Below are 22,977 nucleotides of genomic sequence, written 5' to 3'. Positions count from 1 at the left end.
GTCGGGGGCTGGTGGTCGTTGTCGGCCGCGGGTTGGTAGCGCCTGTGGCCTTCGTCGGTGAGCCAGGGCGGCGGCTTTCCGCGGCCCGGCCCCGCTCGGAGCCAGGCCGCCGAAAGCTCGTCTTCGTCAGCCGCGCAGGGCTGCCGCCACCCGGCCCGCGTCCTCGATTCCGCGCTCCGGGGGCTCCTCCGGCAACGGCAGCAACACCACCGAGCCGCTGCCTGCCTCGTGCAGGGAACGGACCGCCGTCACGCAGTGGTCCAGGTCGCCGCAGATGGCCAGGCTCTGCAGCCACTCCGGGTGCAGGCCCGCTGCCAGCTCGTCCACCGTGGCTGCCGCATCAACCAGCTCCAGCAGCTCTGCCGCGAACGGCAGGCCCTCCACCTGGACCCGCGCCCCCGGGGTCAGGGATTCCGCGACCGTCCGGCGGGCGCGCTCCGGGTCGCCCAGGGCCAGCCAGTTGTACGTCACCACCGCGTGGTGGGGCGGGGCACCCGCCGCCGCGCGGCCTGGGGCGATGCCTGCCAGTGCCGTGCGGACGTACTCCGGTGGGGCCGGCTCGGCGAGGATCGTCCCGTCCGCCGTCGCGCCCGCCACCGCCAGGGACTTCGGGCGCCGGACGCCCGCCACCAGCGGGGGTGGCGTCGACGCCGGGAACACCAGCTCGACCTCGTCGAGGTGGACGTGCCTGCCGCTCATCGAGACCCGCTCGCCCGCCACCAGCCTGCGGACCGCGACGAGCGTCTCCTCCAGCGCCGCCAGCGGGGACGCCGGGTACGCGCCGATCTGCCGCATCCACGACGCCACGCCGTGGCCGAAGCCGGCGATCAGGCGGCCCGGGTGCAGCTCGGCCAGCGCCGCGATCTCCATTGCCGCGATCGCCGGGTTGCGGGCGACCGCCGGGAGCACGCCGATGCCGACCTTGATCGTCGACGTCGCCGCCAGCGCCGTCGCGACCGTGGCGATTCCCGCCGCCCAGAAACAGTCTTCGACCAGCCAGACTTCGTCGAGCCCCGCGTCTTCCGCCTGCCGGGCCAGCTCGATCAGCCGGGACGGCGGCTGTTCGCGGTTGATCCGGACACCGACCGACGTCGTGGGTGCGTACATGCGCAGCTCCTGTTCAGATCCGGGCGAGGGCAGGCGCGTACTCGAAAGCGCCGGCCTGGGTGGGTTCGTAGGCCGCCAGCGTCCGGGCCTGGAAGTACTTCCCCCAGCTCGGATCCGGCGAAACGATCGACAACTCCGCCGCCGCGGTGAACCCGAACCGCGCGTAGTAGGCGGGCTCGCCGAGCAGGACGACCAGGCCGTACCCGAGTGCGTCCGCCGCTGCGAGCACCGCGTGCATCAGTGCTGCACCTACGCCGGAACCCTGGTGCGCGGACAGCACGCCGAGCGGCCCCAGCCCCACGGCGGCCGCCGGATCACCGCCGAGCCGGGCGCGGCTGCAGCACACGTGCCCGGCGACCTCGCCGTCGCGGACCGCCACCAGCGACAGCGCGGCGATCAGGTCGCCTTCGGCGCGCAGGTCGTCCACGAGCGGTGCCTCGATCGGGGTGACGCCCTCCTCGCGCCGGAACGCTTCGCTGTGTACTGCGTGGATCGCCGCCTGGTCGGCGGGAGTTTCCCGGCGGATCAGCATGAGCGTCACCTTGCCGTGAACCGGCGCCGAGCGGAAATCGTTTTCAGGGGTGCCGCGCCACCAGCAGGTCGACCACGTAGGTCTCTTCCACCTCTTCGCCGGGGAACATCCTCCCCAGCCGCACCCGCTCGTCGGCGAGAAACGCCCGGCGGCCGTCCTCGCCGAGGACCAGGAACGCCGAGCGGCTGCCGAGGTTGGCGAGATGCACGTCCAGCGAGACCGTGCGGCTCCAGCGCAGCTGACGGCGGGTCACCCGCAGCCCCGTCAGTCCCGCCAGCCGGACGGCCTCGCCGTCCGGGGGCCGCACCGCGGGCCGCGGCTCGACCCCGCAGTGCTGCGCGATGCGCGCGTGCTGCGCCCGGATCCACGGGACGTCGAAGGCCGTGGTGTTCCACCAGATCGCCAGCGCCCCGTGCGGGCGCAGGACGCGCAGCGCCTCCGGACGCGCCCGGCCCGGGTCGGTCCACTGCCAGGACTGCGCGTACGTGACGAGGTCGCAGGAAGCATCGGCGAGCGGCAGGGCGTTGCCGTCACCCCGCACGACCGGCACGTCCGGGAGCGCCCGGCGGAACTCGCCTGCCATGGCGCCGCCCGGCTCGACGGCGACCACCTCGGCGCCCCGCTCCCGCAGCAGCGCGGTGGCGATTCCGGTGCCCGCGCCGACGTCGGCGACCCGCGCGCCGGCCAGGCGGCTGCCCGTGGACTCCTCGAGGTCGTCGAAGAGCGCGGCGGGGTAGGCGGGACGGCTCGCCGCGTACTGCGCGGCGGCGACGTCGAACGACAGGGCGCGTGAACCGGCGGTCATGTCCTCATCATCGGAGTAACCCGTCACCACCGCGGGTGGTTCGGGCGGAAACGCCCGCTCCGGTCGCGCGAATGGCCTAGTGTCCGGTTCGTGCAGCAAGGACCGCAGTACCCCTATCAGCAGCAGCCGTATCCCCAGCCGCAGTACCCCGGCTACCCGCCGCCGAAGTCCGGGAAGACCGCGCTGGTCGTCACGCTGGTCGTCGTCGGAGTTCTCCTGCTCGCCGGCGTGGGCGTCGGCGCCTTCTTCCTGCTGACCGCCCGCGACGACAAGCGAGCCGCGCCGGTCACCACCACGACGTCACCCGCGGGCGAGCCGGACCGGTACACCTCGCTGCCGCGGTGCAGTGAGATCGGCAGCCGGATGAACAACCTGCCGCCGCTCGACAGCGACAAGCCGCCGGAACCGGCGAGCACCTCGAACCCCGAAATCGAGCAGTCCGTGCTGGGCTGTTCGTGGCGCAAGCCCGGCTCGTCGGCGGGTGACCTGTCGATGTACCTGTCGAAGTCGAAGCAGCCGGGCTCCGGCGCGGGCGCGGGGTACGCGGCCGCCGGGTACGAGAACGCGGTCGACGACGGCGCGAAGCCGATCACCGAGAAGATCGGGAAGGCGACGAAGGCCGCGGACGTCGAGTACAACCAGGGCAGCACACTGCAGTGCGGCGTGCGGTTCTACCAGGGCAACGTCGACGCGACCGTGATCGTCTCGGCGGCCGACGCGACCGACCGCAATCTCGAACGCTGTCGCCGTAACGCGCACAGCCTCGCGAAGGCTGCTTCGGAAGCCCTCGGCTGAGAAACGGCGAAGGCCTCCTCACCGGCGAACCGGGGAGGAGGCCTTCGCCGTGGTCAGGCGATCAGTCGAACGCCTTCGCGATCAGCGCCTTCTGCTCGACCTCGTGCACCTTCGACGAACCCGCCGACGGTGCCGCCATCGGGCGGCGCGACACGACCTGCAGGCCCGAGAGCAGCTCCGGGAACTTCCGCGGCAGGTTCAGGCCGAAGAACGGCCATGCACCCTGGTTCTCCGGCTCCTCCTGGACCCAGGTGATCTGCTGCGCGTTCGAGTACCGCTCCAGCGCCGCCACCAGCTTCTTCTTCGGCAGCGGGTAGTATTGCTCGATCCGCACGATCGCGACGTCGTGCGCCTCGCGCTTAGCCCGCTCCGCGACCAGCTCCCAGTACAGCTTCCCGGAGGTCAGCAGCACCTTGCGGATCTGCGCCGGGTCCGGCGTCGTGTCGTCGATGACGGACATGAAGCGGCTCTCGCCGGTGAAGTCCTCGACCGCCGACGTCGCGGCCTTGTTGCGCAGCATCGACTTCGGCGTGAAGACGATCAGCGGGCGCTGGATGCCGTCGAGGGCGTGGCGGCGCAGCAGGTGGAAGTAGTTCGCCGGGGTGGACGGCACCGCCACCGTCATCGAGCCCTCCGCGCACAGCGAGAGGAACCGCTCGATGCGGCCGGAGGTGTGGTCCGGGCCCTGGCCCTCGTGGCCGTGCGGCAGCAGCAGCACGACGTCCGAGCGCTGGCCCCACTTGGCCTCGCCGGAGGAGATGTACTCGTCGATGACGGTCTGCGCGCCGTTGACGAAGTCACCGAACTGCGCTTCCCACATCACCAGCGCCTCGGAGTTCGCCACCGAGTAGCCGTACTCGAAGCCGACCGCCGCGTACTCCGACAGCGCCGAGTCGTAGATCATCACGCGGCCCTGGCCGTCGGCCAGGTTCTGCAGCGGCGCGTACTCCTGGCCGGTCTTGCGGTCGATGAAGACCGAGTGCCGCTGGGTGAACGTGCCGCGGCGCGAGTCCTGGCCGGACAGCCGGACCAGCCGTCCCTCCATCGCCAGCGACCCGAACGCCAGCAGCTCGCCGAAGGCCCAGTCGATGTCGCCTTCGCGCGACATCTTGTGGCGCCGCTCCATCACCGGCTTGACGCGCGGGTGCGGCGTGAAGCCCTCGGGGATCTGCACGAACGCGTCGCCGATGCGCTCGATGACGTCGCGGTCGACCGAGGTCTTCACCTTGGCCGGGACCTGCTGCTCCTCCTCGACCGACGGGCTGGCCTTCGCCGGGTGCTTCTCCAGCTCGCGGACCTCGTTGAAGACGTGCTCCAGCTGGCTGGAGAAGTCGCGCAGCGCGGCCTCGGCCTCCTCGACGGAGATGTCGCCGCGGCCGATCAGGGACTCGGTGTAGGTCTTCCGGACCGAGCGCTTGGTGTCGATGATGTCGTACATCGCCGGCTGCGTCATCGACGGGTCGTCGCCCTCGTTGTGCCCGCGGCGGCGGTAGCAGATGAGGTCGATGACGACGTCCTTGTGGAACGCCTGCCGGTAGTCGACGGCCAGCTTGGCCACCCAGTGCGCGGCTTCCGGGTCGTCGCCGTTGACGTGGAAGATCGGCGAGCCGATCATCTTCGCGACGTCGGTGGCGTACTGCGACGAGCGCGAGTGCTCCGGCGCGGTCGTGAAGCCGACCTGGTTGTTGACGATGACGTGCACGGTGCCGCCGGTGCGGTAGCCGCGCAGCAGCGCCAGGTTCAGCGTCTCGGCCACGACGCCCTGGCCCGCGAAGGCCGCGTCGCCGTGCATCAGGACCGGCAGGACCGTGTAGCCCTCGCCGCCCTTGTCGAGGATGTCCTGCTTCGCGCGGACGATGCCCTCGAGCACCGGGTCGACCGTCTCCAGGTGGGACGGGTTCGCGGTCAGCGACACCTTCGTCTCGCCGTCGCCGAACATCCGGAAGTACTTGCCCTCGGCGCCGAGGTGGTACTTCACGTCACCGGAACCGTGCGCCTGGCCCGGGTCGAGGTTGCCCTCGAACTCCTGGAAGATCTGGCTGATCGGCTTGCCGACGATGTTGGCCAGCACGTTCAGGCGGCCGCGGTGCGGCATGCCGATGACGACCTCGTCGAGCTCGTGCTCGGCTGCCTTGTCGAGGATGGTGTCGAGCAGCGGGATCGCCGTCTCGCCGCCTTCCAGCGAGAACCGCTTCTGGCCGACGTACTTCGTCTGCAGGAACGTCTCGAACGCCTCGGCGGCGTTCAGCTTCGAGAGCACGTACTTCTGGACCGCGGGGTCCGGCTTCTCGTGCGGGATCTCGACGCGCTCCTGGATCCAGCGCCGCTCCTCGGGGTCGAGGATGTGGGTGTACTCGATGCCGACCGTGCGGCAGTACGAGTTGCGCAGCACGCCCAGGATGTCGCGCAGCTTCATCCGCTCCTGGCCGGCGAAGCCGCCGACCGGGAACTCGCGGTCGAGGTCCCAGAGGGTGAGGCCGTGGGACAGCACGTCGAGGTCCGCGTGGCTGCGCTGGCGGTAGTTCAGCGGGTCGGTGTCGGCCATCAGGTGGCCGCGCATCCGGAACGCGTCAATCAGCTCGATGACGCGGGCGGTCTTGTCGACCGGGCCGTCCGGGATGTCGGCGACCCAGCGGATCGGCTCGTACGGCAGGCGCAGGCTGGTGAAGACGTCGTCGTAGAAGCCGTCCTCGCCGAGCAGCAGCTCGTGGATGCGCTTGAGGAACTCGCCCGACTCCGCGCCCTGGATGATGCGGTGGTCGTAGGTCGAGGTCAGCGTCATGATCTTGCTGATGCCGAGGTCGACCAGGGTCTTCTCGCTGGTGCCCTCGAACGCGGCCGGGTACTGCATGGCGCCGACGCCGATGATGGCGCCCTGGCCTGCCTGCAGGCGCGGCACCGAGTGGTTGGTGCCGATGCCGCCCGGGTTGGTCAGCGAGATCGTCGTGCCGGAGAAGTCGTCGGCGGTCAGCTTGTTGGTGCGGGCCTTCTTGACGATCTCCTCGTACGCCTGCCAGAACTGCAGGAAGGTCATGTCCTCGACGGCCTTGATCGAGGCGACGACCAGGTTGCGCGAGCCGTCCTTGCCCTTCATGTCGATCGCGAGACCGAAGTTGACGTGCTCCGGCGTGACCGCGAACGGCTTCCCGTCGATCAGCTGGTAGTGCCGGTTCATGTTCGGGAAGTCCTTCAGCGCCCGCACCATGGCGTAGCCGATGAGGTGCGTGAAGGAGATCTTGCCGCCGCGGGTGCGCTTGAGGTGGTTGTTGATGACGATGCGGTTGTCCGCCATCAGCTTCGCCGGGACCGCGCGCACGCTGGTCGCGGTGGGGACGCTCAGCGAGGCGTCCATGTTCTTGGCGATGGCCGCCGCGGCACCGCGCAGCTGCTTCGACTCCGGCTCGTCCTTCTTCGCGTCGGCCTTGGCCTCGGCCTTCGGGGCCGCCTTCGGCTCGGGCTTCGCCTCCGCCTTCGGGGCGGCCTTCGCCGGGGCCGGCTTCGCGGGGGCCGCCTGCTTGGCCGCCGACGCCGCGTTCTGCACGGCCTTGGCCGACGGCTGTGCCGCCTGGCCGTTGGTGGCGGGCTTGGCGTCGGCCTGCTGCCGGGCGTTGTCCGCCTTGGCCTGCGCGCTCTGCGTCGGCTTGAAGTCCGCGAAGAAGTCGTGCCAGGCGGCATCGACTGAAGAAGGGTCGGCGAGGAACTGGTCGTACATCTCTTCGACCAGCCACTCGTTGGGGCCGAACTGTGACGCAGGGCTGCTGCTGGACACGGCTGGGGCTCGCCTCTATCCGTCTCGATCTCGATCTTGAATCCGCTGATGCGCCTACCAGGCTAACCCCCTCGGTGACCGCGATGTGATGGAACCGGCCTGTGTGAGGCGTGGCGCACTAGGGGATCGGTCACTGACTCGATCAAGATGTGCTAAGGGAACCTTAAACGCTGGACCCGGTCCAGGGTTCCCTGGCTCTTCGGCGGGGGTTCTCCGCGCTGCCCGCGGCCGTTCACCGCGGCGGGTTCTCCTGGGAGAATGTGGCTGGTCGAATGTCCTTCGTTCTGGGACCAGGGCCTGGTACGGCCGCTGGTCACCGAGTCCGGCGCGATCGTGCTGCGGTGCGACTCGTGCGCCGCGGTCTGGCCGACGCTGGCCGACTTCGAGCAGATGGAGTGGGTCGAGCCCGACGAACCGGACTGGCTGGTCGGCGCCGGCGTCCACGTCCGGCCGGGCACGGTCCGCTGGGCGTCCCGCCCGGACGTCGAGGCGGCCGGCCTCGGCGAGCTGAAGTGGCGGGCGCTGCCTTAGCCGGGTTCGTACGGCGGTTCGTGGGGGACGAGCTTGACCGCCAGGTGCAGCCGGTCGGTGGCCAGGAGCCCGGCGACGTCCCGCACGACCGGGGTGACGTCGGCGACCGCGGTGACCCATGCGCCGGGGAGTTCGCTGCGGATCCGGATCGCCTGGAAGTTCAGCGGCGAGTGGTCGAGGTCCCGTTCCGGGACCCACTCGACGTGCTCCCGGAGAGCCCGCTCGAAGCCTTCGCGGGTGAGGTCGACGGCCAGGACGCGCTCGCGCCCCGGCTCGCTCCCGTTGCCGCTGAGGTGGGCGGCGAGACGGAACGATGGAGTGAGCCACACGGCCCCCACCCGCCCGAGGTCCTGCTTCCCGAGCGCGTCGTCGGCGACGGCGGGCGGGCAGGCCAGGTAGACCCGGACGGTCGTCTCCGTCTGCATGGCCCGGACCTGCCGGTCGGGAACCCGCTTCTCCTCGAACATGCCCGCCATGCTCCCAGCACGGACCTGCCCCGGCCATGCGGCGAGGGGCATCACGCGTGTCTGGAGGGGCATCACGTGTGTCTGGAGAGGCATCAACTGTGTCTGGAGGGGCATCAGCCGCGATGCCCCGCCAATCACGCGTGATGCCCCTCGGATCACGCGTGATGCCCCTCGCCGCACGTCAGCCGAGGGACCAGAGGCGGGCGTAGTGGCCGTTGGCGGACAGGAGTTCCTCGTGGGTTCCGGTTTCGACGATCTTTCCGTGGTCCAGGACCACGATGCGGTCCGCGCGGGCCGCGGTCGCCAGGCGGTGGGCGACCACGAACGTCGTGCGGCGGCGGGCCACCGTCTCCGTTGCCCGGAGGACCGCGGCCTCCGTTGATGGGTCCAGGGCTGCCGTGGCCTCGTCCAGGAGGAGGACATCCGGGTCCACCAGTTCCGCGCGGGCCAGGGCGACCAGCTGGCGCTGGCCTGCCGACAGGGACCGGCCGCGTTCGCCCACCGGTTGCAGGAAGCCCGAGGGCAGTGCCGCCACGCCGTCCAGGGCGCCCACCGCGCGGACCGCCGCCTCGACCTCCGCGTCGGACGCCGACGGGCGGCCGTAGCGGACGTTGTCCGCCACCGTCCCCGAGAACAGGTGGGCTTCCTGCGGGACCACGCCCATCCGGCGGCGCAGGCCGGCCAGCTCGTACTCGCGGACGTCCGTGCCGTCGATCCGGACCTCGCCGCCGGTGACGTCGTAGTAGCGCGCGACCAGCTTCACCGCCGTCGACTTGCCCGCGCCGGTCGCGCCGACGAGCGCGACCGTCTCGCCCGCCGCGACGTCCAGCGAGAACTGCTCCAGCGCCTTGCCCTCCGCGCCGGCGTAGGCGAAGTCGACCTCCTTGAACGACACCTCGCCGCGGAGCCGGTCGGGCACCGCGACCGCGTTCTCCGCCGCCGGGACCGACGTCGGCGTGCGCAGCAGGTCGCCGATCCGGTTCAGGCCGACGCGGGCCTGCTGGTAGCCGTCGAACACCGCCGACAGCTGCTGGATCGGCGAGAAGAACTGCTGCAGGTACAGCAGGAACGCCAGCAGCACACCCGCCGAGAGCGTGCCCGCCGAGACGCGGTTCGCGCCCGCCACCAGCACCGTCGTCGTCGCCAGGTCGGACAGCAGCGCCACCAGCGGGAAGTACGTCGCCACGTACCGCTGCGCCCGCAGCCGCGAGCGCCGGTACTCGTCGCTGCGCGAAGCGAACGCCTCCGCGGAGCGGTCTTCGCGCGTGTACGCCTGTGCCACGCGCAACCCGCTGACGTTCTCCTGCATGTCCGCGTTCACGACGCTGACCCGCTCGCGGGCCTCGTTGTACGCCTTCGACGCCGACCGCCGGAAGATCACCGTGGCCACCGCCAGCACCGGCACCATCGCCAGCGCGTACAGCGCCAGCCCGGCGTCGGTGACCAGCAGCGCGGCCGTGATCCCGGCCAGCGTCAGCGCGCTGACCACCGCCGTCGCCAGCCCGGTCTGCAGGAACGTCGACAGCGCGTCGACGTCCGTGGTCATCCGGGTCATGATCTTCCCGGACAGTTCCCGCTCGTAGTAGTCGAGCCCGAGCCGCTGCAGGTGCGCGTAGCTGCGGACGCGCAGCGCGTACAGCACCGTTTCGCCCACCCGCGACGTCAGCCGCGTCTGCGCGAACACCACCAGCCAGTCGGCCGCGATCACCGCCGCGCCGATCCCGGCGGCCAGCCAGATCATCCACTCGACGCCGGCGCGCACGCCGTGGTCGACGCCGAACTGGTACAGCCCCGGCAGCGCGATCGACGCCAGCGCGTCCGCCGCGACCAGCCCGATCACCGCGGCCAGCGGCCACCGGACCGGCCGCAGCAGCCGCGCCAGCCGGAACCCTGGGTCGGGTGCGGTGACGTCCATGCCGGGCAGCCGCGGCCGGTCGGGCGCGGGCGGCAGCTTGCGCACGCCCTCGATCAGCTCCGGCGTCGGCGGGACGTCGAGACCGCCGCCCCCGCCGACGAACCCGCTGTTGTTCGGGTCGCCGCTGCGCCGGAGCGCCGCTTCGGCCAGTGCGTCGACCTCGTCGCGCTCTTCGCGTGGCCACAGCGACGGCGTGATCCCGGCCGGGCCGCAGTCGAGGCTTTCGCAGCGGTGCTTCTCCTCGACGTCGTCGCCCGGGCCCGCGACCAGCTCGCGGAACAGCGGGCAGCGCGCCATCAGCTCGGCCTCGGTGCCGACGTCGACGACGCGGCCTTCGTCCAGCACCGCGATCCGGTCGGCGAGGGCGAGCGTGGACCGCCGGTGGGCGATCAGCAGGGTCGTCCGGCTAGCGGTGACCGACCGCAGGGTGTCGTGAATGGCCGCCTCGGTGACCGTGTCGATGGCCGACGTCGCGTCGTCGAGGACGAGGATCCGCGGGTCGGTGATCAGGGCCCTGGCCAGCCCGAGCCGCTGCCGCTGGCCGCCGGACAGCGTCAGCCCGCGCTCGCCGACCAGCGTGTCGTAGCCGTCCGGCAGCGCGCGGATGAAACCGTCCGCCTCGGCCGCGCGCGCGGCCGCGACGATCTCCTCCTCGCTCGCGTCCGGGCGGCCGTAGGCGATGTTGTCCCGGATCGACGCGGAGAACAGGAACGCTTCTTCGAAGACGACGCCGATGGCCTGGCGCAGCTGCCGCAGCGGCACGTCACGGACGTCGAGCCCGCCGACCCGCACCGCGCCCTCGTGCACGTCGTAGAACCGGGGCAGCAGCAGGGAAATCGTCGACTTCCCGGAGCCCGCGGTGCCGACCAGCGCGAGGGTCTCGCCGGGGTGCGCGGTGACCGAAAGGCCGTCCAGCACCGGTTCGCTGCGCGTGTAGCCGAAGCGGACGCCGTCGAGTTCGACGCCGAGCGGGCCGTCCGGCAGCGGCCGCGCATCGGGGGAGTCGGTCACTTCCGGCTGTGCGTCGATCAGCTCGTACACGCGCTCGGCGCCTGCGCGGGTCAGCTGGGCCTGCACGACCAGGCCGGACAGCATCCGGGCCGGGCCGATCAGCGTCGCGAGGTAGGTCGCGAAGGCGAGGAAGGTGCCGAGGGTGATCGAGCCGTTCAGCGCGAGGACACCGCCGATGCCCAGCACGGCGACCTGGCCTGCCGCGGGGAGCGCGGCCGTGGTCGCCGTCGGCGTCGCCGACAGCTTCGCCGCGCGAAGCCGCTCCGCGAACAGCTTGCGCGCGGTCGCTTCCAGCTTCGAGACTTCGCGTGCTTCCTGGCCGAAGCCCTTGACCACGCGGACGCCGGTGACGGTCTCTTCGACCTGCTGCGCGACGTCCGCCGCGCGCTGCTGCGCCGACCACGTCGCCGGGAACAGGCGCTTGCGGCTGCGCGTCACGATGATGCCGACCGCGGGCGTGACGACCAGCGCGATCAGCGTCAGGAGCGGGGACAGCCACAGCATCGCGACGAACGACAGCAGCGCGAAGACCACCGAGCCGAACGACAGCGGGACCTGCATCAGGATGCCGGTGACCAGCTGCAGGTCGGAGATCGCGCGCGAGGCGACCTGGCCGGTGCGCAGCGCGTCCTGCTTGCCGCCGTCCAGCCGCGAGACCGCGTTGAAGACGCGCTGCCGCAGGTCGTGCTGGACGTCGAGGGCGAGCTTCCCGCCCAGGTAGCGGCGCGCGAACGCGCTGCCGAAGGCGACCAGTTGCAGTGCGACCAGGAAGGCGGCGATCCCGGGGAGCCCGCCGGTGTCGCCGTCCACCGCGCCGTCCACCGCCGAGCGGACCAGCAGCGGGCTCGCGGCCTGCACGCCGACGCCGAACGCGGCCGCCAGCAGCGACAGCACGACGAGCACGCGGTGCTCCCACGCCGCGGCGGACAGCCTGCGGATCCAGCCGGGTGTCCCGGCGGGTGGGAGCTCTTGACGGGAGCGAGGCGGGGCGGTGGTCACGTTGTCACAGTAAGCGCGACCACCGACAAAATATTTCCGCGAACGCGGATGGACACCGGGCGCCCCGAGGCTCTGTCCCGGGGCGCCCGGGGTACTACGTGATGTCGCGCTTCTGGTTGCCCGCCCAGCCGAGGCCGAAGAACAGCATCGTCCACGCGAAGAAGATCAGCGCCGAAGCCCACCACGAGAACACGCCGGGCGCGCCCGCGGTCAGCTGCAGCACCAGCTGCGATCCGGAGTCCACGCTGCTCGGCAGGGCGAGGGAGTTGAAGCCGAACGCGTCCGCCGCGATGCCGCCGACGATCCCGTTCGCCGTGCCGTTCGGCAGGATCCCGCCGAGGAACCGGATGTCACCCCAGCCCCAGAACGCGATCACCAGGACGTTCTCGATGATGAGGAACCACACCATCAGCAGCACGACGGCCAGCGGCACGCTGCGCAGCACCGCGCCGAACCCGATGCCGAACAACGTCACCAGGATCGCGGCCAGCACCGTCCCGCCGAACGCGGCCAGCCACTGACCCGCCGACGGCCAGCGGCCCGAGTCGACCGACGCCATCACCGCGCCCGCCGAGACCGCGAAGCTGACCACGCCGTAGATGGCACCCCACGCGACGTAGGTGAGCATCTTCGCGGTCAGCGCCGAAATCCGGTTCGGCGCGGTGAGGAACGTCGTCGTGATCGTCTTGCTGCGGTACTCGCCCGCCAGCGCGAAGACCCCGAACAACGCCGGCACCAGCTGCGCGATGTTCACGCCGTGCGCCAGCGCCAGCAGCCCCACCGGGATCTCGTTCGGGTCCAGGCCGATCATCTCGGTGACCTGCCGGGCGTCCTCCGAGCCCAGGAAGTCCGCGAAGTCGTTCGTGAGACTGCCCCACGCGAAGGTCAGCCAGAACGCCACCAGCACCAGCGGGATCAGCAGCACCCACCACGTGTTCAGCGACAGCGTCTTGCGGAACTCCGCCTTGACCAGGTTGCCCATCACCGCTGCGGTCCTCCCCAGTGCTGCTGCTGGCCCTGCTGGTACTGCTGCGGGTAGCCGGGCGGCGGGCCCTGGTACTGCGGCTGCGGCGGGAACCCCGGCGCGCCGGCGTACTGGCCCTGCGTCAGCTGGAAGAACATCCGCTCCAGATCGGCGTGCTCCTCCTGCATCCCGTAGACCGCGATCCCGGCCTTCGCCGCGAGGTCACCGATCTGCTGGACACTCGACCCGGCGACCGCCACCCGGCCGTCCGGCGTCGGCGAAACCTGCTGGATGCCGTTCTCCTGCAACGCCTTCACCAGCGCACCCGGATCCGCCGGCTGCACCAGCACCCGCGACTGCTGGCCCTTCCGCAGCTGCTCCAGCGGACCGTAGTACCGCGTGACACCCTGGCTGATGATCACCACCTGGTCGATCAGCTGCTCGACCTCGTTCAGCAGGTGACTCGACACGAGCACCGTCCGCCGCTGCTCCCGCGCATAGGACCGCAGGAAGTTCCGCAGCCACAGGATGCCCTCCGGGTCCAGCCCGTTCGTCGGCTCGTCCAGCACCAGCACCTGCGGATCACCCAGCAACGCCGTCGCCAGCGCCAGCCGCTGCCGCATACCGAGCGAGAACCCGCCCGCCTTCCGGTCCGCGGCACTGCCCAGCCCCACCAGGCCCAGCAGCTCGTCCGCCCGCCGATCCGGCACGCCGATCGCCGCGGCATACACCCGCAGATGGTTACGCGCCGTCCGGCTCGGATGGAACCCCTCGTTCTCCAGCACCGAGCCGACCACCCGCGCCGGATTCCCCAGCTGCGCGTGCGGCCGCCCGTTGATCGTCGCCGACCCCGACGTCGGCGTCACCAGCCCGAGCAGCATGCGCAACGTCGTCGTCTTCCCGGCACCGTTCGGGCCAAGGAAGCCCGTCACCGAACCCGGTTCGACCGTGAAACTGAGGTTCTGCACCGCGTTCACCGCGCCGAACTGCTTACTCAGGTTCTGCACCACAATCCGGCCACTGCCGTCGTGCATACCGTCCCCTAACGTTCCCCGCTGATGCGGCGTCATCCTGCCCTACCGGCGACGCTCGCGCGCACGGAACACCCGAAGCCACCCAGAGCGACCTTCGTCACGTTCCGCGACCGGACGGCCGCCTGACCTGAGGATTCACCGGCCCGACCAGATCAACTTGGTAAAGAATTCGTGCGACTTGCCGACCCGGTGCAGCGAACTCGGCCCGCGCCCTCTAAGCTAGGACCCGGCGACCCGCTCCCAGTGACCCCCAGGCTGGTTGAGCGGGTCGCCCTCGTTTTCGCTTCGGGCTCGGCTCTCGCTGCGGGCTTCGCCCTTGCTTCGGCCTCCGCCCTTGCTCAGCCTCACCCGTGTCTACCCGGGGGGCCGAGCCCCCCGGACCCCCACGGTGCCTTCCTCGCAGCTTCCAGCTCGGTCCATATCTCTCGTGGCTTCCAGCTTGGTTGGCCGTCTGTGGGATTGTTGCCTGGTGCGGATCTTGCTTGTTGAAGATGAACGGCGGCTTGCTGAGGCTCTGCGGGCTGGGCTTGGGGGTGAGGGGTATGCCGTTGATCTTGCCCACGATGGGCGGGATGCTCTGTGGCTTGCCGGGGAGCACTCCTATGCCGCCATCGTTCTCGACATCATGCTTCCTGGGCTGAACGGCTATCGGGTCTGCCGGCGGCTTCGGGAGCAGGGGGACTGCACTCCCATTCTCATGCTCACCGCCAAGGACGGTGAGGACGACGAGATCGAGGCTCTTGATACCGGGGCTGATGACTTTCTGCCCAAGCCCTTCTCCTATGGGGTGCTGCTCTCGCGGTTGCGGGCTCTCATTCGGCGGGGTGGGGCCACCCGGCCGGGTGTCCTCAAGGTGGGTGATCTTGAACTCGATCAGGCTCGGCACACCTGTCGGCGTGGGGACGTTGGCATCACTCTTACCGGTAAGGAATTTGCCCTGCTGGCTTACTTGCTGCAGCGGTCGGGACAAGTCGTCACCAAGGCCGAACTGCTCGACAATCTCTGGGACTTTGCCGCCGGTGCCACCGCCAACCTTGTTGAGGTGCACGTCAGTGCCCTGCGGCGCAAGATCGATGCTCCCTTTGGGGTTGAGACCATCCGGACCGTTCGGGGGGCCGGTTACCACGTGGTTTCCGCGGGTGGCTAGCTTCTGGCGGTCCACCCGCTTTCGTGTTGCCGTCAGCGCCTTTGTTGCCTCGGCCTTGGCGCTGGGTGCCGTGTCCGTTTGGTTTGTGCTTCAGGCTCGGGGGCGGCTTGAGGATGCCGCCGTTCAGCTTGCCGGTGCTCATGCCGATGCCATTGTGCAGCTGCTCAATACCGGGGCTCGGCCTGGGGATCTGCCGCTGCTTGTGCGGGACTCGATCTATGAGGTCACCGATCGTTCGGGGCGGCGGGTGGCGTCCTGTCCCGCCCTCGTGGGGGCCACCCTCAATCTCGGTGGTCGCTGGGATGTCGATCGGGTTCAGGTGGTGCGGCCCTATCAGTACGACCGGAGCCTTCCCGAGTCGGTTGGGTGTGCTCCGCAGCTGGGTGGGCTTGATGGTGATCTTCGGCTGCATGTTGTTGCGCGGGTTAGCGGGGACAGCCGTTATCACGTCTTTGCCGGTGTTGCGGTTGATGAGGCTGGAACTGCCGCCGTTGACTCGGTTCGGACCGCGCTGGGGTTTGGGGTTCCTGCTGTTGCCTTGCTCATTGGGGTGATTGCCTGGCTGGCCGTTCGGCGGGCGCTTCGGCCCGTTGAGGCCATTCGGGCCGAGGTTGCCGGGATTGGGGCTCAGGATCTGGGGCGGCGGGTTCCCGCTCCGCGGAGCGGGGATGAGATTGCGCGGCTGGCTGGGACCATGAACAGCATGCTCGGGCGGCTTGATGAGGCCGTGGCGCGGCAGAGCCGGTTCGCCTCCGATGCCTCCCATGAGCTGCGTACGCCTCTTGCCTCGCTGCGGACCCAGCTTGAGGTTCTGCTTGCCCATCCTGATCGGCTCGACTGGCGGCGTGCCTGCGAGAACGCGCTTCTCGACGTCACGCGGCTTCAGGAGCTTGTTGCCGATCTTGTGCTGCTTGGCAAGCTCGACCACGGCGGCCCCGAGCGGCTCGAACCCGTGGCATTGTCCGAAGTGGTCGTGGCGGTTGCCGGGGGTCGGGATGGCGTTGACGTCGAGGTTGGTGCGACGCCGGTGGTGCTTGGGCATCGGGCTCGGCTGGAACGGCTCGTTCGCAACCTTGTCGACAACGCGCAGCGGCATGCCGTCTCTCGCGTTGTCGTCACCGTGTCCGTAGTGGACGGTTACGCTCTGCTGGTTGTCGACGATGACGGGCCGGGGATTCCGGAAGGTGAGCGCGAGCGGGTCTTCGACCGCTTCGTGCGCCTCGACGATGCTCGGGCGCGCGACGATGGTGGCTCGGGGTTGGGGCTGGCCATCGTGGCCGACATCGTCCGGGTCCACGGGGGCACGGTCTTGGTTGACGGTGGGAGCCGGTTCGTTGTGCGGCTGCCGGACCTGAAGACGTCTTAAGGTCGCTTCAGCTTGGGTTCAGCGTCGGAGTTCGACGCTGCCCGGCATGTTCCTCTCTTGGCAGCCGCTCGACCACGCCGAGTACCGGGCGTCGTCCTGGTTTCCCGGCCTCGCCGGTGTGCGGGCCCTTGCCGCGCTGGCCGTTGTCTTCTTCCACTATGGCGGGCCGGTTGTCGACCGGTTGCAGGGCTGGATTGCCGTCCAGCTGTTCTTTGTTCTCTCCGGCTTTCTCATCACGACGCTGGCGCTGCGTGAGGAGGAGCGCGTCGGCCGGATCTCGCTGCGGAACTTCTATCTTCGGCGCGTCTTCCGGATCATGCCCGTGTACTTCCTGCTGCTTGGGCTGACCGCGCTCGCCGTGACGGTCGCCGGGGCCTACCACAGCAGCCGGCTTGCCGACGCGATGCCTTTCTACCTCGTCTTCGGCAACGAACTCGTCGACTACAACACGCCGTATCCGACGTCGTGGTCGCTCGGCGTCGAGGAGAAGTTCTACCTCGGCTGGCCCGCGCTGCTCGTGCTGACGTCGGTGGCGAAGACCGGTAAGACCGCCTTGCGCCTGATGATCGGCTGCGGCCTCGTGGCCGTCGTGCTGGGCGTGCTGCCGCTCGCGCCGTCGCATCAGTGGGCGAGCCTGTCGGTGCACTACGGCTCGCTGGTGGTCGGGTGCCTGCTCGCCCTGGCCCTGCATCACCCGCGCGGGTTCGCCGTCTTCCGGCCGCTGACCAGCCCGGCCGGGGCGCTCCTGGTCGCCGTGGGGTTCTGTGTGCTGCAGGTGTCGGTCAAGCCGCTCGGGCAGCAGTTCGGCGGGCACTGGCAGTTCGTCGTGCCGGTCTATGCTGCGGGCTCGGCGCTGCTGCTCGTGGCCGTCGTCGGGCGGGGGCCGGTCCGGCGGGTGCTGTCGAGCCGTCCGCTGACCTACGTCGGTGATCGGTCGTACGCGCTGTACCTCAGCCAGACCGGGGCCGCGGGCGTGACCGGCCTGCTGCTGCCGACCGGGCTGGGCAAGGCGGTCGCCACGTCCGCCGTCGCGCTGCTGTTTGCCTGCGTGCTGCGGCGGTGGGTCGAGCTGCCCGCGATCGCCTTCGGACGGCGGCTGGCCGGAAAAGGGGAGCGGGCCCCTGCCGCGGTGCGACAGGGACCCGCTCGGGGGAAATGAGGTCAGGCGAGCACGGACTCCACCGGCGTGTGCGCCAGGTCGTGCGCCACCGCGACCGGGCCGTTGGTCAGGGCGCCGTCGTGGGTGTTGAGGCCCTTCGCCAGCGCGGCGTCGGCCTGCAGCGCGGCCTTCCAGCCGTGCTCGGCCAGCTGGACCGCGTACGGCAGCGTGACGTTGGTGAGGCCGTAGGTCGACGTCCGCGGCACCGCGCCCGGCATGTTCGCGACGCAGTAGAAGACCGACTCGTGCACCGTGTAGGTCGGGTCGTCGTGGGTGGTCGGGCGCGAGTCGGCAAAGCAGCCGCCCTGGTCGATCGCGATGTCGACGAGCACGCTGCCCGGCTTCATGTGCGCGACGAGGTCGTTCGAGACCAGCTTCGGCGCCTTCGCGCCGGGGACCAGCACCGCGCCGATGACGAGGTCGGCCTGCAGCACCGCTTCCTCGACCGAGAACCGCGTCGAGGTCACCGTGCGGATGCGGCCACCGAAGTCGTGGTCGATCTGGCGGAGGCGGTCGACGTTGGTGTCGAGGATCTCGACGTCCGAGCCGAGGCCGAGGGCGACGCGGGCGGCGTTGAGGCCGGCGACACCGCCGCCGATCACGACGACGCGCGCCGGGTGCACGCCGGGGATGCCGCCGGGCAGGACGCCGCGGCCGCCGCTCGGCTTCATCAGCGAGTAGGCGCCGACCTGCGGGGCCAGCCGGCCCGCGACCTCGGACATCGGGGCGAGCAGCGGCAGCGCGCCGTTCGCGGTCTGCACCGTCTCGTAGGCGATCGCGGTGGTGCCGGCGGCGAGCAGCGCGTCGGTCAGCGGCCGGTCGGCGGCGATGTGCAGGTAGGTGAACAGCACCTGGTCGCGCCGGAGCCGGGGGTACTCCTCGGCGATCGGCTCCTTGACCTTGAGGACCAGCTCGCCCTCGGCCCAGGTCTCGTCGGCGGTGCCGAGGATCTTCGCGCCGGCGGCGACGTACTCGTCGTCGGTGATGGACGAGCCGACGCCGGCGCCCGTCTCGACGAAGACGTCGTGCCCGCGGCCGACCAGCTCGTGCACCCCCGCCGGGGTCAGCGCGACCCGGTATTCGTGCTTCTTGATCTCACGGGGAACGGCGATACGCACGGGCGGCCTCCTGAGTCGGTGCGGTGGTGCCACTCACGGTGAGCCACCCGGACGACGGTGTCATCGTGCCGCGCGGACAATTCTACGCCGTGATCATGGTGCTCGGCGGACAATGATCTTGACCTCCAGTCCACTCGAAGTTGCAGGGTGACCGGCATGCGTGCGGTGTGGATGCGGGAGTTCGGCGGTCCGGAAGTGCTGGTCCCGGGGGAGGCCCCGGACCCGGTCGCGGGACCCGGTCAGGTACTGGTCGAGGTGGCGTTCGCGAACATCACGTTCGTCGAGACGCAGTTCCGGGCGGGACGGCCGGGACCGTTCCGGGCGGAGCCGCCGCTGATCCCGGGCAACGGGGTCGGCGGGGTGATCGGCGCGGTGGGCGAGGGCGTCGACCCGGCGCTGGTGGGACAGCGGGTGGTGACGTCGACCGGCGGCTCCGGCGGGTACGCCGAGCGGGTCGCGGTGGACGCGGCTTCGGTGTTCGCGGTGTCTTCCGGGCTGGAACTCGACGCGGCCGTGGCGGTCCTCGCGGACGGCCGGACCGCGGTCGGCCTGACGACGGCCACCGGGGTGCGCTCCGGCGACCGTGTCCTGGTCGAGGCGGCGGCGGGCGGCGTCGGCAGTCTCCTGGTGCAGCTGGCGAAGGCGGCGGGCGCCACGGTGATCGGCGCGGCGGGCGGGAAGCTCGACCAGGTCCGCGCGCTGGGCGCGGACCTCGCCGTGGACTACCGCGCGGCGGGCTGGACGGACGGCGTCGGCGAGGTGGACGTGGTGTTCGACGGCGTGGGCGGGGAGATCGGCACGGCGGCGTTCGGCCTCCTGCGCCCGGGCGGCCGGATGGCGGTGTACGGCCTGGCGGGCGGCGCGTGGACGGAAGTGTCCGAAGAGGACGCTGCGGCCAGGGGTGTCACGTTGGTGCGTTCGATCGGCGGGCCCGCGGAGATGCGGGCCTTCACGGAGACGGCGCTGGCGTCGGCGGCCGCGGGAGAGCTGGTGCCGGTGATCGGGCAGCGCTTCCCGCTGGAGAAGGCGGCCGACGCCCACGCGGCCATCGAATCCCGTGCCACGGTGGGAAAGACGCTGCTGGTCGTATGACCGAAGTGGACGAATTCCTCGCCCGGCCGCTCACCGCCCGGGTCGCCACGGACGGGCCGACGGTCCGGCCGACGTGGTACCTCTGGGAGGACGGCGCGTTCTGGATACTGAGCGGCTCGTGGTCCCGGCTGCCGTCGCGGATCCGGCGGCGGCCGCGGATCGCGCTCACCGTGGACGTCTGCGAGCTGGACACCGGAGAGGTCCGGCAGGTGCTGGCGAGCGGCGACGCGCAGCTGCGCCCGTTCGACGTCGCCCGCGGCCGCCGGAAGCTGGTGCGCTACCTCGGCCAGGACGAGCAACGCTGGGACCCGCGGTTCCGCGCGTACCTGCACGAAAACCCGGACACCCTCTGGATCCACCTGCGGCCGTCCCGGCTGGTGCTGACCGACCTCAGCTACCAGGTGCCGTGAAGGCCTCCTTGCCGGTCAGCAGAGACGGCAAGGAGGCCTTCACGGTTTCACCGCGGGAGCGGGAGTGTCAGGCGCGGTACGCCGACCAGGAGTTCTGCATCCGCGTCGCCTGGCCCGGGGTGAACTCGTACATGCAGCTGTCGTAGCTGTAGTCCATGAAGTTGTGCACCGGGTCCACGCCCGTCGACGTGCAGGTGTCCTTGCTCGCCGGGCAGCCGGACGTCGCCGAGGCTTCGGCCGGGGTGTCCGACACGTAGTCGCCCGAGCCGGAGCAGCCGCCCTGGAACGTGTGGTACAGGCCCATCCAGTGGCCGACCTCGTGGGTGGCCGTGTCGCCCTCGTTGTAGTTCGTGGCCGAGCGGCCCGGGAGCGACTCGTCGAGGATGACCACGCCGTCCATCTTCGGCTGCGACGCGTAGCTCGACGGGAACGTCGCCCAGCCGAGCAGGCCGTCGCCGAGGCTGGCGGTGTAGATGTTCAGCGCGTTCTTGCCGCCCTTGCGCAGGGCGTTCTTCATGTTGCGCTCGGCCGACGTGCCGTCGGTGATGCCGTTGTACCACGTCGAATTGTTGGTGTAGTCGGTGCTGACCAGCGAGAAGCTGAAGCCGCTCGACGCGTACGCGCTGTTGAGGACCGAGATCTGCTTGCTGATCGTCGACGCGGGCAGGTTGCCCGCCGAGCCGCTGGTGATCACGTGGAAGTACACCGGGATCGACACCGCCGCGGCCTGCGCGGACAACGCCGTGCGCTTGCCGGCGAGCTTGCTCTGCATGTCGGCTTCGATGCGGGCCGCCTCTGCCGGGGACACCGTGTCGGCGTGGCCGTCCTTGCTGCGGTCCGCCGCGTGGGCGGGGGTGAAGCAGTCACCGCTGGGCGCCGCGGCGGCGCTCCCGGCTCCTGCGGCCGGGATGGTCAGCGCGACGAGGGAGAGCGCGGACACCGCGCCCAGCCTGACGGCCTTGCCGAACCGCTTCGAACTGCTCATGGACGAACTCCTCTGGCAACGACCCGGCTACCCGGGGTGGTGAGGAGAAGATGCGGCACGCGATCTTGGTGAATCCACCATCTTTCGGCGGGAAAAGACAATCCGAACGTTCGGCGCGATCCATGCGGAGTAACGCATACGTCGCGCGCTGGGCCGAATGGCCCATCAGCTCCAGTGCAGCGCGACCAGCTGGGTCAGCAGCGCCAGCCGGACGTCGGGGTCGTCGAGGTCCAGCGGCACCAGCTCCAGCAGCTTCCGCAGCCGGTACCGGAGCGTGTTGGGGTGGATCCGCAGCTGCCGCGCCGCCGCGCGCGGGTCGCCGGGATGCCGCAGCCACGCGTAGAGCGTCTCGACGTACCCGGCGTTGCTCGTCTCGTCGTGCGCGCGCAGGGCGCTCAGCGGGCCGAGTTCCGCGACCTTCGCCGCGGCCGCCGCCGTCGCGCCGCGGTGCAGCGTCAACGCCGTCCAGGCCTCGTCGAACGCGATCACGCGCTCGCCGATCAGCTCGGCGCGCAGCAGGCCCAGTGCTTCGTCGGCCTGGGCGCGGGACACCGAGAGGTCGCCGATTTCGCCGGGTGCGCCCGCCGCCGCCCGCGGGGCCCCGCCACGCCGGGACGCTGGCTGCGCGGCCAGGGCCTGCCGCAGCTCGGCCCAGCCGCCGGGCCCCGGCCGGTCCGGCACCACGGCGTAGAGCAGCCCGCCCAGCTCGGTCGCCACCGGGCGGCGGCCGATGCCCTGGGACAGCCGTTCGAGCAGGGCCAGCCGCAGGCCCTCGGCGTCGCGCCCGTCGCCGCCGGTGACCTCGATGACGACCACGCGGTGCGGCTCGTCGGACAGGTCCAGCTCCGCCATCGCCTTGCGCGGGTTCGCGCGGCCTTCGAGCACCGCGCGCAGCAGTTCGGCCGAGGCGCGGCGCTGCGCGTCGGTGTGCGCGCGCCGCCGCAGCAGGTGCAGCGCGACGACCGGGGCGGCGTCGGCGAACGCGGCCGCCCGCTCGTCGGACACCGGCCCGGCGACCACCGCCCACATCGACCCGAGCAGCTCGCCGCCCATCCGGATCGGCACGATCAGCCGCGGCAGCGTGCCGTCGCGCTGGGCGGGGACGAAGATCGTCTGCCGTCCGCGGGACAGCTCCCGGAACACCCCGCGCGAGCGGAACCGCGCGAGGACGTCGTCGGGGATCCGGCGGCCCATGATCGTGGCGACGCGCGCGGGGTCGGTCAGGTCCTGGCGCGCGGAGTAGGCGAGCACGCGCGAGTTGGTGTCCTCGATGGTCACCGGCGCGTCGACGACCGCGGCGACGGCGTCGGCCAGCCGGAACAGATCACCCGATCCGGGGTCGAGGTCCTCGGATTCGTCGGCCAGCGCGTCGAGGACGGTCCGCAGCAGCCACACGAGCTGCGCCCACGACGTCGCGGCGTGCACCTGGATGAGCGCGACGCCGCTGGCCTTCGCGGCCCGTTTCACCGGCGGCTTCGCGGCGAGCGGCGGCTTGAGCAGGACGGCCGCGGCGCCCTGCGCGGCACTCTGCCTGACCAGCTCGGCGGCGTCTTCGGGACCGGTGGTGGCGACGCCGAGCACGAGGTCGCCGGCGGCCAGGGTGAGCGCGCCGCCGGGTTCGGCGATGACGACGTCGGCGACCGCCGGGCAGTCGTCGGGCAGCTGGAGAGCGTGGAGCAGCGTCGGCCCCACCCGGTCGACCACGCTGCGTACCGAGACCACGGGGTCATTCTCGCCGAGAAATCCGGGAAGGGCCTGCCGGGGTGGGCGG

At 70.9% G+C, this 22,977-nt stretch carries 18 protein-coding genes; 7 read left to right on the top strand and 11 right to left on the bottom strand.

The genetic code is table 11. The features are described from left to right. Window positions 1–126 precede the first annotated feature (126 nt). From ABJI51_RS14025 to ABJI51_RS14015, 3 genes are read right to left on the bottom strand one after another with little or no spacing between them, the layout of a single operon-like run. Entirely contained in the window at window positions 127–1,107 is a 981-nt protein-coding gene (locus ABJI51_RS14025) for an LLM class flavin-dependent oxidoreductase (RefSeq protein WP_348950895.1), read from the bottom strand. Between the two features lie 13 nt (window positions 1,108–1,120). After that, on the bottom strand, window positions 1,121–1,639 hold the full coding sequence (locus ABJI51_RS14020; protein WP_348950894.1) for a GNAT family N-acetyltransferase: 519 nt from the start codon (window positions 1,637–1,639) through the stop codon (window positions 1,121–1,123). A 43-nt stretch (window positions 1,640–1,682) separates the two neighbouring features. Continuing rightward, entirely contained in the window at window positions 1,683–2,444 is a 762-nt protein-coding gene (locus tag ABJI51_RS14015; RefSeq protein WP_348950893.1) for a class I SAM-dependent methyltransferase, read from the bottom strand. 90 nt (window positions 2,445–2,534) lie between these two features. Between ABJI51_RS14015 and ABJI51_RS14010 the strand changes: the two genes are divergently transcribed. After that, window positions 2,535–3,239, top strand: a complete 705-nt coding sequence (locus tag ABJI51_RS14010) for a hypothetical protein (RefSeq protein WP_348950892.1) — start codon at window positions 2,535–2,537, stop codon at window positions 3,237–3,239. Between the two features lie 61 nt (window positions 3,240–3,300). Here the strand turns inward: ABJI51_RS14010 and ABJI51_RS14005 are convergent, their stop codons facing one another. After that, the gene (locus ABJI51_RS14005; RefSeq protein WP_348950891.1) at window positions 3,301–7,008 is read right to left on the bottom strand and encodes a multifunctional oxoglutarate decarboxylase/oxoglutarate dehydrogenase thiamine pyrophosphate-binding subunit/dihydrolipoyllysine-residue succinyltransferase subunit; all 3,708 of its coding nucleotides are present in this window, start codon (window positions 7,006–7,008) and stop codon (window positions 3,301–3,303) included. A gap of 258 nt (window positions 7,009–7,266) precedes the next feature. On the opposite strand from ABJI51_RS14005, the gene ABJI51_RS14000 reads away from it, so the two are divergent. Beyond that, entirely contained in the window at window positions 7,267–7,539 is a 273-nt protein-coding gene (locus ABJI51_RS14000) for a hypothetical protein (RefSeq protein ID WP_348950890.1), read from the top strand. Here the strand turns inward: ABJI51_RS14000 and ABJI51_RS13995 are convergent. The 4 genes from ABJI51_RS13995 to ABJI51_RS13980 all read right to left on the bottom strand — a co-directional run bounded on the left by ABJI51_RS13995 (window position 7,536) and on the right by ABJI51_RS13980 (window position 13,929). After that, entirely contained in the window at window positions 7,536–8,006 is a 471-nt protein-coding gene (locus ABJI51_RS13995) for a DUF4291 family protein (protein WP_348950888.1), read from the bottom strand. The two genes, ABJI51_RS14000 and ABJI51_RS13995, sit on opposite strands and share 4 nt — an antisense overlap. A gap of 181 nt (window positions 8,007–8,187) precedes the next feature. Continuing rightward, on the bottom strand, window positions 8,188–11,931 hold the full coding sequence (locus tag ABJI51_RS13990; protein WP_348950886.1) for an ABC transporter ATP-binding protein: 3,744 nt from the start codon (window positions 11,929–11,931) through the stop codon (window positions 8,188–8,190). 94 nt (window positions 11,932–12,025) lie between these two features. Beyond that, a complete protein-coding gene (locus tag ABJI51_RS13985) occupies window positions 12,026–12,913 on the bottom strand; it encodes an ABC transporter permease subunit (RefSeq protein ID WP_348950884.1) in 888 nt (295 codons plus the stop codon). Beyond that, entirely contained in the window at window positions 12,913–13,929 is a 1,017-nt protein-coding gene (locus ABJI51_RS13980; protein WP_348950882.1) for an ABC transporter ATP-binding protein, read from the bottom strand. The genes ABJI51_RS13985 and ABJI51_RS13980 overlap by 1 nt, the downstream gene beginning before the upstream one ends. A 469-nt stretch (window positions 13,930–14,398) precedes the next feature. Here ABJI51_RS13980 and ABJI51_RS13975 point away from each other — a divergent pair, with 469 nt between their 5' ends. Genes ABJI51_RS13975 through ABJI51_RS13965 form a run of 3 tightly spaced genes read left to right on the top strand, consistent with a single transcriptional unit; the run spans window position 14,399 to window position 17,601 of the window. Beyond that, on the top strand, window positions 14,399–15,076 hold the full coding sequence (locus ABJI51_RS13975) for a response regulator transcription factor (protein WP_348950880.1): 678 nt from the start codon (window positions 14,399–14,401) through the stop codon (window positions 15,074–15,076). Continuing rightward, window positions 15,069–16,442, top strand: coding sequence for a sensor histidine kinase (locus ABJI51_RS13970; protein ID WP_348950878.1), 1,374 nt, complete (start codon window positions 15,069–15,071; stop codon window positions 16,440–16,442). Before ABJI51_RS13975 ends, ABJI51_RS13970 begins: the two co-directional genes overlap by 8 nt. A gap of 46 nt (window positions 16,443–16,488) precedes the next feature. Further along, the gene (locus ABJI51_RS13965) at window positions 16,489–17,601 is read left to right on the top strand and encodes an acyltransferase family protein (protein ID WP_348950877.1); all 1,113 of its coding nucleotides are present in this window, start codon (window positions 16,489–16,491) and stop codon (window positions 17,599–17,601) included. A gap of 2 nt (window positions 17,602–17,603) precedes the next feature. On the opposite strand, the gene ald is transcribed toward ABJI51_RS13965, so the two are convergent. Then, a complete protein-coding gene (ald, locus tag ABJI51_RS13960) occupies window positions 17,604–18,719 on the bottom strand; it encodes an alanine dehydrogenase (protein ID WP_348950875.1) in 1,116 nt (371 codons plus the stop codon). A 156-nt stretch (window positions 18,720–18,875) separates the two neighbouring features. Here ald and ABJI51_RS13955 point away from each other — a divergent pair, with 156 nt between their 5' ends. After that, complete coding sequence (locus ABJI51_RS13955) at window positions 18,876–19,811, top strand: zinc-binding dehydrogenase (RefSeq protein WP_348950873.1); 936 nt, start codon at window positions 18,876–18,878, stop codon at window positions 19,809–19,811. Further along, window positions 19,808–20,221: a pyridoxamine 5'-phosphate oxidase family protein gene (locus ABJI51_RS13950; RefSeq protein WP_348950871.1), complete on the top strand. Its 414-nt coding sequence runs from the start codon at window positions 19,808–19,810 to the stop codon at window positions 20,219–20,221. The genes ABJI51_RS13955 and ABJI51_RS13950 overlap by 4 nt, the downstream gene beginning before the upstream one ends. Window positions 20,222–20,288: 67 nt before the next feature. On the opposite strand, the gene ABJI51_RS13945 is transcribed toward ABJI51_RS13950, so the two are convergent. Together ABJI51_RS13945 and ABJI51_RS13940 are read right to left on the bottom strand one after the other, a co-directional pair. Further along, on the bottom strand, window positions 20,289–21,206 hold the full coding sequence (locus ABJI51_RS13945) for a zinc metalloprotease (RefSeq protein ID WP_348950869.1): 918 nt from the start codon (window positions 21,204–21,206) through the stop codon (window positions 20,289–20,291). A 165-nt stretch (window positions 21,207–21,371) separates the two neighbouring features. Continuing rightward, on the bottom strand, window positions 21,372–22,928 hold the full coding sequence (locus tag ABJI51_RS13940; RefSeq protein ID WP_348950867.1) for a PucR family transcriptional regulator: 1,557 nt from the start codon (window positions 22,926–22,928) through the stop codon (window positions 21,372–21,374). Between the last annotated feature and the right edge of the window lie 49 nt (window positions 22,929–22,977).

The organism is Amycolatopsis melonis, from assembly GCF_040064235.1.
GTDB classification, from domain to species: domain Bacteria; phylum Actinomycetota; class Actinomycetes; order Mycobacteriales; family Pseudonocardiaceae; genus Amycolatopsis; species Amycolatopsis melonis.
Note: the sequence above shows the minus strand (reverse complement) of the source record. Positions and strands in the feature narration are given on the sequence as shown.